This is a genomic window from Pseudoalteromonas sp. S327, from assembly GCF_005886415.1.
Lineage (GTDB): Bacteria > Pseudomonadota > Gammaproteobacteria > Enterobacterales > Alteromonadaceae > Pseudoalteromonas > Pseudoalteromonas atlantica.
Window position 1 is genome coordinate 60,625 of sequence record NZ_PNDP01000052.1, and the last position, 12,234, is coordinate 72,858.

Annotated in this window: 8 protein-coding genes; 3 read left to right on the forward strand and 5 right to left on the reverse strand. The window is 42.5% G+C overall.

Annotated features, from left to right (window positions below; translation table 11 throughout):
- Positions 1-4: 4 nt before the first annotated feature.
- The 3 genes from CWB60_RS16100 to purL all read right to left on the reverse strand — a co-directional run bounded on the left by CWB60_RS16100 (position 5) and on the right by purL (position 6,685).
- Positions 5-205, reverse strand: coding sequence for a YnbE family lipoprotein (locus CWB60_RS16100; RefSeq protein WP_138578382.1), 201 nt, complete (start codon positions 203-205; stop codon positions 5-7).
- A complete protein-coding gene (locus CWB60_RS16105) occupies positions 205-2,661 on the reverse strand; it encodes an intermembrane phospholipid transport YdbH family protein (protein WP_138578384.1) in 2,457 nt (818 codons plus the stop codon). The genes CWB60_RS16100 and CWB60_RS16105 overlap by 1 nt, the downstream gene beginning before the upstream one ends.
- Before the next feature lie 133 nt (positions 2,662-2,794).
- A complete protein-coding gene (gene purL / locus CWB60_RS16110) occupies positions 2,795-6,685 on the reverse strand; it encodes a phosphoribosylformylglycinamidine synthase (protein WP_138578386.1) in 3,891 nt (1,296 codons plus the stop codon).
- Between the two features lie 211 nt (positions 6,686-6,896).
- Here purL and mltF point away from each other — a divergent pair, with 211 nt between their 5' ends.
- Positions 6,897-8,411 (forward strand): membrane-bound lytic murein transglycosylase MltF, encoded by a 1,515-nt coding sequence (mltF, locus tag CWB60_RS16115; protein ID WP_138578388.1) that lies wholly within the window; start codon positions 6,897-6,899, stop codon positions 8,409-8,411.
- Positions 8,412-8,657: 246 nt separating this feature from the next.
- Positions 8,658-8,822: a hypothetical protein gene (locus tag CWB60_RS20755; RefSeq protein WP_004588576.1), complete on the forward strand. Its 165-nt coding sequence runs from the start codon at positions 8,658-8,660 to the stop codon at positions 8,820-8,822.
- On the opposite strand, the gene tadA is transcribed toward CWB60_RS20755, so the two are convergent.
- Positions 8,819-9,322, reverse strand: a complete 504-nt coding sequence (gene tadA / locus CWB60_RS16120; RefSeq protein ID WP_004588577.1) for a tRNA adenosine(34) deaminase TadA — start codon at positions 9,320-9,322, stop codon at positions 8,819-8,821. The genes CWB60_RS20755 and tadA overlap by 4 nt on opposite strands.
- A 178-nt stretch (positions 9,323-9,500) precedes the next feature.
- Between tadA and CWB60_RS16125 the strand changes: the two genes are divergently transcribed.
- Entirely contained in the window at positions 9,501-10,805 is a 1,305-nt protein-coding gene (locus tag CWB60_RS16125) for an inosine/guanosine kinase (protein WP_004588578.1), read from the forward strand.
- A gap of 34 nt (positions 10,806-10,839) precedes the next feature.
- Here CWB60_RS16125 and glsB read toward each other — a convergent pair whose 3' ends face one another.
- On the reverse strand, positions 10,840-11,763 hold the full coding sequence (gene glsB / locus CWB60_RS16130) for a glutaminase B (protein WP_004588579.1): 924 nt from the start codon (positions 11,761-11,763) through the stop codon (positions 10,840-10,842).
- Positions 11,764-12,234 lie beyond the last annotated feature (471 nt).

Here is a 12,234-nt window from a genome sequence, read left to right on the forward strand (position 1 = left end):
GCTCCTAAAATAATTCACTGTCGTCACTGAATAAGTTATCGAGTTCTTTATCAACTTTTACTCGAATTTCGTGATCTACTTTTACATTTAGATTGATCGTTATCGGCTCTTTCGCTGCCACCTCTACTCTGTGGGTACATGCGCTTAAAGCGCTAATAGCAGCAAGTGCAATAACGGCCTTAATGCTCAACAAATTTTTCACCATTAGTTTCCTTTTTTAGAGTATTGCTGCTCAACTTTTTGCGTTATTTCGTCGCTCAGTCTAAGCGCTCTTAGCAACGTAAACACGTTTTCTTCGTGATTATAATTAAAGTTAACTTGTTGCTGCTCTGGCTCATTAAAGCCTTGTAAGTTAACACCTAAGTTTAACCAGCCATCACTTTTAAGCGCTACTGTACTATTAAGTTTTTGTATATCAAGGTTTTTGAGCAACCCAAGCACAGGTTGTAACTCTTGTTGCTGGCGCATAACAGCGTCAAACGCTTCGTTATTACTAATAACAAGCTTCCCTTGGCCTTGATTGGTTAGGCTGCCATTTTTTACCTCAACCCCTGTGTCATCAAAATAAAACGGCAACGACCCTTTTAGCCTACCTGTTAGGGTAATACCCGACTTATCGTCAAGCGTTATTAATTTACTGGCATCAACATTTTCAAACGTAACATTAGCTGTTTGCTGTTGCTTTAAAAGCGTGTATTTATCTAAAGAAAATCTACCACCAAAAATATCGCCTTCAACATCAAAGGCCTGCGCGCTATTATTAATCACTTTAATATTACCCGTGATACTTTTAACTACAGCGCCTGCACGTAATTCATTAAGATTAAAGGTAGTAGGGGCAACATTAAGCTGCCCTGAATCGTAATGCCCACCTAGCTGCATACTAAATTGATTAGCTAAGTAGTCGTTATACAGTGCACTGGTATCAGTCATCGTTAAAGTAAAATTTGCTTTTTGTAAATTCACATCACCACTTATACGCCCACCCAATTTTCCTTGGGTTAGCTGAGCTAACGGTTCAAATTGGCTAACGATTGAATTTAACGAAAGCACACTTTGCTGCGGTATAATCACTTCAAACGGATGCGCTACCTTTGAAACATGGTGATTGGCCACCAGCTCAACACCATTTACAAATACATGATGAGACGCTTTAAGCGCGCGACTTTGCAGCCCAGTTGACGTTACGTTTATAGTATTTAAATCGACATTTGGACTAGTGAGTGTATTTATTTGGGTGCTTGCATTTAAGTGAGCAAATAACTCTCCCACACCTAAGTTTGCCCTTGCACTAAGGGTGTTATTAATACCGGTGAGTTTATATTCGTTGTATTGCACGCTTTTAAGCTTACTTTTAAGCGTTACTTTTGCATCGAGCTTTTCATTCATACTTGCTTCAAGGTTACCTGTGTAGCCGTTAAGAGTGCTGCCATAAGCAGCTGCGCTATCAACGCTTAACTCAATACGTGCGCTACCTTCTGGCTTAAAGTCAATAAGTTGAGTGACTGTAAAGTCCCCCTTGGCTTTAATATTATTAGCCTCAGCCGGTAAAAATTCAGGCAAAGCGGTAAGCGCAATATCGTAATTACCGCTTAATTGAGCGTTTTTAAGCTGCGTATTTAGCGTTATAGCGTCTATTTCATCCGTATGTAGCTGTGCCTTTAGCTGTGTGCGGGCGCTTTGTAACGGTGCAGCAGTATTTATAAACGTATCTGTAAACGTTATATCTATATTTTGCTTGGCTTGCTCTGCGCTTTTGAGCGTTATTAACGGTAAGGTTAGGTTGTTATGTGCAAAGTTAATTGGTTTAGCTAAAGCCCATTGCCAATTAAGTGGAAGCTGCTTTACAGCAAATGACTTGTAGGCACTTTCAGGAATAAGAGATTGGCAGTTATTACTAAGTTTTACATTGTTTTTAAGCTTGCTTGGGTCAAGCTCAAGGTTTTGGCTATTTAAATTATAGGTAGCACTTAGCACACCTTTGGAGCTGTTTGTTATATCGCAGCTTTGTATTTTATAGTCATACTGGGCTTGTAAATCACCAGTAAGGCTTGCCTCTACTCCGTTAAAGCTAAATGCCTGCGCTGCATTAAAGCTAAGTCCACTTAATAACTCATTATCTGTTTTAAGTAGTTGCTTCAATAATCCATCATTAACTTTAAGCTGCCCTTGTACCTTATTATTGTAAAGCGTTGCGCTTGCGTTTAAATCACCATTGACTACAAACTGGTTAAGCGTGGGCTCGGTGATATTTAGCATTAGCGGACGCTTTAAAAGCGCACTGTGTATAGTTAAATGCTCAACTGTAATTGTTGGCCTTTTTTCAGGAAGCGCTAAATCTAAAATTGTGGCAGCAGTGCTTGTTTTACTACCTTGAGGAAATGGATTTACATTAAGTACTGCGTGTTTAACTTTAACATGCTTAGTATTAGCAGTAACACCTGTAAGAGCAAGCTCTTGATTTTGGTAACTTAAACAGGCTTTTTGTACGTGCACATTTAACTTACTCGTAAGCGAAAAATCTAAGCAGCTTAAGGTAACACCTGCTTTTTCAAGTTCAGGCGCTACAGCCCATTGTAATAGTGGCAAACGAAATATATAGCCAAGCAAAACTATACTTAGCAATACAGCACCCATAATTAAACCAATGCGCTTTAACATACTGTCCTTATAAGCTTTTATTCATACCTTACAAACTATCGTAATTTTAAATCTACGCAATCAAAAAAGGCTGCACAGTGCAGCCTTTTTTATTTTACAGCTAGATTATGAATCTAACTTGTATATGTCGTTTTTAACCTACATTTTTACGTGCGTTGCGGAACATACGCATCCATGGGCTATCCTCTTTCCACTCATCTGGGTGCCACGAGTTAGCAACAGCGCGGAATACACGCTCAGGGTGCGGCATCATTACAGTGGCACGGCCATCAGTAGAGGTAATACCGGTAATACCCTCTGGTGAACCATTCGGGTTAGCCGGGTATTGCGTTGTCGGATTACCGTAGTTATCTACAAATTTAACCGCAACAGTGCCGCTTTCAAGCGCAGCTTTAGTGGCAGCATCGTTTGCAAACTCAGCATGGCCTTCACCATGAGATACAGCAATTGGCATACGCGACCCAGCCATTCCATTAAAGAACACAGACGGGTTTTCTTGTATTTCAACTAAACTGAAGCGAGCTTCAAAACGCTCTGACTTATTTGTTACAAAACGTGGCCAATGCTCAGTACCCGGAATTAACTCTTTCAATGTTGATAACATTTGACAACCATTACACACACCTAAGCTAAAGGTGTCTTCACGGTGGAAGAAGCTTTGGAACTGATCGCGTGCCATATCGTTAAACAATATAGACTTAGCCCAGCCTTCACCGGCGCCTAATACGTCACCATAAGAGAAACCACCACATGCCACTAAGCCTTTAAATTGCTCAAGGGTTAAACGCCCTTCGAGGATATCGCTCATGTGTACATCAACAGCGGCAAAACCTGCACGGTTAAACGCAGCAGCCATTTCTAAATGCGAGTTAACGCCTTGCTCACGTAAAATAGCCATTTGCGGCTTAGCGCCCGTTGCAATGTACGGTGCGGCTATATCTTCGTTTAAGTCAAAGTTAAGTTTTACGTTTAAGCCTGGATCTTTTGCATCAAACTTGGCATCAAACTCTTGCTTAGCACAATCAGGGTTATCACGACGTGCTTGCATTTGGTACGTTGTTTCGGCCCAAATAGTACGTAATTCAGTACGAGTATGATTAAGTACAGTTTGCTCACCGCGCTTAAATACAATGCTATCGTCGCTATTAAGCGAGCCAATCACGTGGCTAATTGCAGCTACACCGTGTTGTTCAAACACAGCATTTACGGCATCTAAATCGCTGTTAGCAACTTGAATTACCGCGCCAAGCTCTTCGTTATAAAGGGCTTCTAGGTCTGTCCCGGTTAACCCAGCTAAATCAACAGTCACACCGGTGTGCCCAGCAAATGCCATTTCAGTTACAGTAGTAAATAAACCACCGTCTGAGCGGTCATGATAAGCAAGTAGCTTGCTATCCGCGACAAGTGCTTGCATGGCATTGTAAAAGCCTTTCAGTAGCTCAGGGCTGTCAACATCTGGAGTTACATCGCCAAGCTGCTTGTAAACCTGTGCAAGGCTTGATGCGCCCAGTCGGTTTTTACCCGCGCCTAAGTCAACTAAAATAAGTGATGTATCGCCTTTATCATTACGTAACTGCGGAGTCACTGTTTTACGCACGTCGTCAACACGGCCAAAAGCAGTAATAATAAGTGATAACGGAGAAGTAACTGATTGCTCAGCACTATCGTCCTCGTTTTTCCATGTCGTTTTCATCGACATAGAATCCTTACCTACAGGGATAGTTAAACCAAGCGCAGGACAAAGCTCTTCGCCCACCGCTTTTACAGCTTCGTAAAGGCCGGCGTCTTCACCAGGGTGACCGGCTGCAGCCATCCAGTTAGCCGATAGCTTAATGTTCTCTAGGCTGCCAATGTTGGCACAGGCAATATTGGTTAGTGACTCTGCCACGGCTAAACGCGCCGATGCACCATAATTTAATAGTGCTGCCGGCGTGCGCTCACCCAGTGACATAGCTTCACCGTGATAAGTGTCGTACGTTGCTGCGGTAACTGCACAGTTAGCCACAGGTACTTGCCAAGGGCCCACCATTTGATCTCGTGCTACTAAACCGGTAACCGAGCGATCGCCAATAGTAATTAAGAATGTTTTTTCTGCAATAGTAGGTAAGCGTAATAAACGCTGAGCAGCCTCAGCTATATCAATCGACTCTGCATCAATTGCCTTACCGGTAACTTGCTTTGAAGTTACATCGCGATGCATTTTAGGTGCTTTACCTAATAATACATCAAGCGGCAAATCAACAGGGCTGTTATCAAAGTGGCTGTCGGCAACAGTTAAGTGGCGCTCTTCTGTGGCTTCACCTATTACTGCGTACTGCGCACGTTCGCGCTTACAAATGGCTTCAAAACGATCAAAGTCTTCAACCGCTACAGCCAGTACATAACGTTCTTGCGATTCGTTACACCAAATTTCGTGTGGGGCCATGCCCGGCTCATCGTTAGGAATATCACGTAGTTGGAATTTACCACCACGGCCACCATCATCTACAAGCTCAGGAAACGCATTCGATAAACCACCGGCGCCTACATCGTGTATAAACGCAATTGGGTTTTCATCCCCTAGTTGCCAACACTTATCGATCACTTCTTGGCAACGGCGTTCCATTTCTGGGTTTTCACGCTGTACAGAAGCAAAATCTAAATCTTCGTTTGATTGGCCCGATGCCATGCTTGACGCTGCACCGCCGCCTAAACCAATGTTCATTGCAGGGCCACCTAGTGCAATAAGTTTTGCACCGACTGGAATATCCCCTTTTTGAACATGATCAGCACGAATATTACCTAAACCACCTGCAAGCATAATAGGCTTGTGGTAACCACGCACCTCTTCACCATTGTGACTTGTTACTTTTTCTTCGTAGGTACGGAAGTAACCTAATAAGTTAGGACGTCCAAACTCATTATTAAATGCCGCGCCACCTAAAGGGCCGTCCATCATAATATCAAGCGCATTTACGATACGATTAGGCTTACCAAAGTCGCTTTCCCACGGTTGCTCGTAACCCGGAATACGTAAGTTAGAAACAGTAAAACCAACTAAACCCGCTTTTGGCTTAGAGCCGCGGCCTGTTGCGCCTTCATCGCGAATTTCACCACCTGAGCCTGTAGCCGCACCAGAAAATGGGGCTATAGCTGTTGGGTGGTTATGGGTTTCTACCTTCATTAAAATTTCTATGTCTTCTTGATGATACGCATATTCACCTTGCGCATTCGGGAAGAAACGACCCGCTTTTGAGCCCTTCATTACTGCTGCGTTATCTTTGTACGCCGACAGCACATTTTCAGGATTGTGCTCAAATGTATTTTTGATCATTTTAAACAGCGATTTAGGCTGCTCAATACCATCGATTGTCCAATCAGCATTAAATATTTTATGACGACAATGCTCAGAGTTTGCTTGCGCAAACATAAATAACTCTATGTCGTTAGGGTTACGGCCTAACTTTTTAAAGTTTTCTACTAAATAGTCTATTTCGTCATCAGCAAGCGCAAAACCTTGTTCAACGTTTGCCGCAGCCAATGCTTCGCGCCCGCCACCTAAAATGTCAACTGATGACATTTCGCGAGGTGAGTCATTGCGGAATAACTGCGCTGCAGAAGCAAGTTCGCTATGCGTTGCCTCGGTCATACGGTCGTGTAATAACGCCGTTACTTGAGCAAGCTGCTCTGCACTTAGTTCACCTTCTACGTAATAAGCAATACCACGCTCAACACGGTGAACCTGTTTAAGGCCACAGTTATGCGCTATGTCAGTTGCTTTAGATGCCCATGGTGAAATGGTGCCAGGGCGAGGGGTAACTAAAATAAGTGTGCCAGCTGGGGTATGCTCGGCAATAGTTGGACCGTAAGTAAGTAGTTTTTCAAGCTTAGTTTGCTCATCAACACTCAAAGGCGAGGTTAAATCGGCAAAATGTGCATACTCGGCATATACATTGGTGACTGGAAGTTGCGATAGTTTGCAACGCGCTAAAATTTTATTAACTCTGAACTCTGAAAGTGCTGGTGCACCACGAAGGATCAACATAGATAATTTCATCCGGGGTTAGGGATTGAACGATATTTTAGGCGGGCATTATAGTCTATGTAGCACCGAGTTTTAACTCCAAATTGCGCTTTTCAGAAAATTAACTTTTTATTTATATAAACACCAGCAAAATTACCAATAAAAGCTAAACGCTAAGTGACGCCATAGTGAAGTTTTGGTATAACGGGGTATGAGCTTTATGGGGCGGTTAATGTTGAAAGAAAAGCTAATAATTATCATCACTTTAGTTATGTTGTTGTGTGCGTGTAATATGCAGGAGCAACAAACTCAACTTGCCCAAATTAAAGCACAAAACAAAATACGTGTAGGTACCCTTGCCAGTGCCAGCAACTACTACCAAGCCGTGCAAGGCGAGCAAGGTTTTGAATACGAGCTATCTCAAGCTTTTGCCGACTACCTAGGTGTTGAACTAGAAATAGTTCCGTTTTTTAATTTATCAGATATGTTTGAGCGCCTTGAAAGTGGTGATTTAGACTTAATAGCCTCAGGACTTACCTACAACAAAGTACGTGCACAGCAATATCGCTATGGCCCCACTTACAGAACAATTAGCCAAAAGTTGGTTTATAAACAAGGTCGAGTTCGCCCACGTGAATTTGACGACCTTGATGGAAACTTTACAGTTATAGCCAAAAGTAGCCACTCTTTAACCTTACAAAAAATAAAAAAGAGTAACCCAGATTTAACTTGGCAAGAAACCGAAGAACTCGATGAAGAGGAGCTTTTACAAGCAGTTATCGATGGCGAAATAGATTACACCCTCGCCGACTCACACACGCTTTCGCTGTTTAGACGTTACCACCCAAATTTAAGTATTGGCTTTTCAGTTACCCGAAATGACCCCATAGCTTGGATCCTTAATAAATCAAAAGATGATTCGCTTTATGCACTGCTAGTGCCCTTTTTTGGTGACGTAAAACAAAGTAACCAGCTGTATGTGCTCGAAGAAAAGTACTTTGGGCACGTACGCCAGTTTAACTACGTTAATACGCTTGCGTACATTGAAGCTATAAAAGAAACGCTACCCACTTACAGGCCTTGGTTTGAGCAATATGCAGGTAGCCTTGACTGGCGCTTACTTGCTGCGCTTAGCTACCAAGAATCTATGTGGAACCCTCGCGCTAAATCGCCTACAGGTGTAAGAGGCATTATGATGCTGACACGCAGTACCGCTAAACAGGTGGGCGTAACAAATAGGTTAGAGCCAGAGCAAAACATCCGTGGCGGAGCTAAATACTTAGCTAAGCTCGTTAAACGCATCCCCGACAGAATCCCGCAGCCCGATAGAACTTGGCTTGCACTGGCAGCCTATAATGTAGGTTGGGGGCACGTTAACGACGCGCGCATTATTACCGAACAACAAGGGGCGAGCCCTGATAAATGGGCCGATGTAAAAAAGCGCTTACCACTTTTAATCAAAAAACGTTATTACCGTAAAACCCGTTACGGCTATGCACGTGGCGATGTTGCGGTAAAATATGTTGATAACATTCGCAGGTATTACGATGCACTTGTATGGCTTGATGAAAATAATGCCCTAGCGCCAGAGCCAAAACCTGAATCAGAACCTGAAGCACCTAAAGTTGAAAAAGCAGCTCAACCAAGCAAAGAGCCTATAAACAACGATAAAACCGAACCTACCCCTTCGCCTTCACCTGAAGAAAAAAGTAAGCAAGGTGAAAATAACACGCAGCAGTCTCAGTAAAGCGTTTATATTTACGTTTTTAAATGGGCTATTCAGGCCTGTGAAACATTAAAATGTGGGCATTAAACGATTCTTTCCTCGTTTTAACAGGCGCTAATTTCCCCTTCAGGCCTAACCACTCTAGTAACTAAATTAAAAATCTGTTTACTTGTCATGAAATGATCACTAATGTGTGTTTATAGTATATTTACCTGATTTTTAATATATATCTTGTGCCTTTCTCACTCTCACGCATTAGGAGAACACATGCTAAAACGTAGACGCACGCAAAAACTAAAACGCAATATTATTCATTCAACAGCCACCAGACGTCGTATTATGCTACGTAACTTACATAAAAAAATTATTTGGCGTCGTCGCATGTTTGCGATGCAGCAAATGATAGAAGTAGATTCAGATAAGGCTAACTAGTCACTAATTTGACGAGCTGCTTTTTTAGCCGCTTTAATTTGTTCTCGGCGTTGTTTAAAAAACGCCGAAATAGTACTACCACAGGTTTGACCAAGCACCCCACCTAACACCTCTACCTGATGGTTCAGCCTCGGCTCTTGCAATAAGTTCATAATCGACCCAGCCGAGCCTGTTTTAGCATCAGGCGCACCGTACACAAGGCGCTTTATTCTGCTATGCACTAACAGCCCCGCACACATAGAGCATGGCTCTAACGTAACGTACAAAGTGCAATCAATTAAACGGTAATTATTTAAAGCTCTCCCTCCTTCACGCACTGCAATCATTTCGGCGTGCGCAGAGGGGTCATTATCAGTAATTGAACGATTATAACCCGCTGCAATAAGCGTGTTATCTTTCACAAGGACAGCTCCTACCGGAATTTCGCCCAATTGCTGCGCCTTATTGGCATAAACTAATGCCTGCTCCATCCAATACTCATCGCTTTTTAGATCGTTCATAGTGCTTACTTTAAATAAATTTTCTTTCGGTATTATATCAACTTGCCTGTTTAAAATGCGTAATTGATTAAATTATTGCAAAAATAAAACAAAATAATGTGGTTTATCGTGGCTCATAGAGTGTGATTTACGCTATAATCTCACGCTTTTTTTATTTAGCTCACAACACAGGTAGCAAATGAAATTTCCTGGACGCCGCAGACATAAACATTATTTTCCAGTGGAAGCTAAAGATCCACTTACTAATCAGCTAAACGCAACTGAGCGATTACAACGTAGCTACATTACGGGTATCGATCAGATCGTTGTTGATATTGAGGCCAAAGTCGATCAGGCTTTTTTAGACGAGTTTCAACTTCGCCGAGGAATGTCGCAAGTTATTGATAGCGATATTACTAACGCACTTTACGACCGTTTAAAACTAAACGACATGGTTGATTACGAATTTGCCGGTGGCACCATTGGTAACACAATGCATAACTACTCTGTACTAGCAGATGACCGTTCAGTATTGCTCGGTGTTATGAGTGAAAACATAAAAATTGGCAGCTATGCCTACCGCTTTTTATGTAACACATCAAGCCGCGTTGATTTAGACTATTTACAACCAGTAGATGGCCCTATTGGCCGTTGTTTTACCTTAATTGATGAAACAGGCGAGCGTACATTCGCAATTAGCGCCGGTTTAATGAATCACTTAAAGCCTGAGTCTATCGATAAACACTTAATTGAGCAGTCATCAGCACTTGTGATCAGCGCCTACCTAATGCGTACACAGGGTGATGAAACAATGACTGAAGCAACCATGCAAGCAGTTAAATACGCTAACGATGCAGGTGTACCGGTAGTTTTAACACTCGGCACTAAGTTTTTAATTGAGCAAGATCCAACCTGGTGGGCTAACTTTGTAAACGAGCATGTCGATATACTTGCCATGAACGAAGAAGAAGGGCTAGCAATTACTGGCTTTGAAGACCCATTATTAGCCGCAGACAAAGCACTTGACTGGGTAGACTTAGTTATTTGTACCGCTGGCGAAAAAGGCTTATTTATGGCCGGTTACGTTGATGAGAGCTTTAAACGTGCAACCGAGTACCCACTATTACCAGGTGCCATTGCCGATTTTAATCGCTATGAATTTTCTCGTGCAATGAAAAAATCCGATTGCGAAAACCCGATAAAAGCGTATAGCCATACGGCGCCATTCATGGGTGGGCCTGATTCAATCAAAAACACCAATGGTGCTGGCGATTGTGCGTTGGCTGCCGTGTTACACGATTTATCAGCAAACGTTTATCATAAGTTAAATGTCGCTAACTCAGCAAAACACGAACAAAAGGCCATTACCTACTCTTCTCTTGCACAAATTAGTAAGTACGCTAACCGCGCAAGTTACGAGGTATTAGTACAGCACTCTCCACGTTTATCACGTGGGCTGCCAGAGCGCGAAGACTGCCTTGAGCAAGTGTACTGGGACCAATAAATAGGGAGCTTTACGTGCTCCCTATTGCGGTATTTTAGAAAATCGAAATATCGAGCTTTTTAGATAGCAGCTCTAATGCTGCTATCCCCGCCACCGAGTTACCAAATTCATTAAGCCCTGGTGAATATACTGCCACTGTAAACTTACCCGGTAATACCGCTAATATAGTGCCTGACACACCCGATTTACCCGGCATTCCCACTCTGTAGCCAAAGTCACCTGCCGCATCATATAAGCCGCTGGTGAATAAAATCGAATTTAATTGTTTATTCTGGCGACTACTCAAAACTCGCTTACCCGAGCTGTAATCAACCCCTTTATTCGCTAAAAAGTTATACGCTCTAGCTAGCTCAATACAGTTAAGCTCAATCGCACAAAAATTGAAGTAAGACCAAAGTACGTCATCGACGTCATTCTCAAAATTACCAAACGACTTCATTAAATGCGCCATTGCCGCATTTCTATGCCTAAACTCGTACTCAGAATTGGCCACTTTTTTATCAATCACTATTGCACTATTACCTGCAAGTAGCCTAAACGTTTCAAGCATTGAGTGGCGAGGTGCTGATAACCGACTGTACAAAGCATCGCACGTCACAATCGCGCCAGCATTAATGAAAGGGTTACGTGGTACGCCTTTTTCAAACTCTAACTGCGTAAGAGAATTAAACGCGGTACCAGAGGGCTCTTTGCCTACCCGATGCCATAGTTCATCGCCATAGCGCTGTAGCGCCATTGTGAGTGTCATTACTTTAGAAACTGACTGAATAGTAAAACGTTTTGAGCAATCACCCGCACAAATGGTTTCGCCATCAGTGGTATAAATAGCAATAGAAAACTGCTCGCTAGAAACCTCAGCAAGTGCAGGTATATAGTCCGCAACTTTACCTTGTGATAACAAAGGGCGCACTTCGTGTGCTATTTCATCTAGTACAGTTTGGTAGTCAGCAGTGGGCAATTGACACCTCTATTTTGGCATTTATAAAAATTTGATTTTAACACGCACAACTTCTGCACGCCTAGCTATGTTACATGAATAAAATAGCAGATAAGCATGAACTTAATGTTTATTTTCAAAGTGATATTTTCTATATCAAAGTAATACCAATCCGCAATAAGCCTTAATCATTTTGCGAGGCTATAAAAAACTGATTACACTCAGCACGATGTGCGCCGTGACTTTGCTTCAGGAGCTTAGCGTTATATAGGGATATGAATGTTATGGCTCAAAGAATTTACAAGGGCGGGCATTACAGAGACTGAGTTAGTATGAGATCTTGGCTTTTTATTAAGCCCCAGACAGCAAAAAACCCGTTACATCGCTGTAACGGGTTTCTTTAATTTGAATCCTGGTAATGTCGTAGTGCCCACAGCGGTGGAGAGTCACATAGCAAATGCTACACTATCGTTGGCCGGGGCTCGCCTTCGA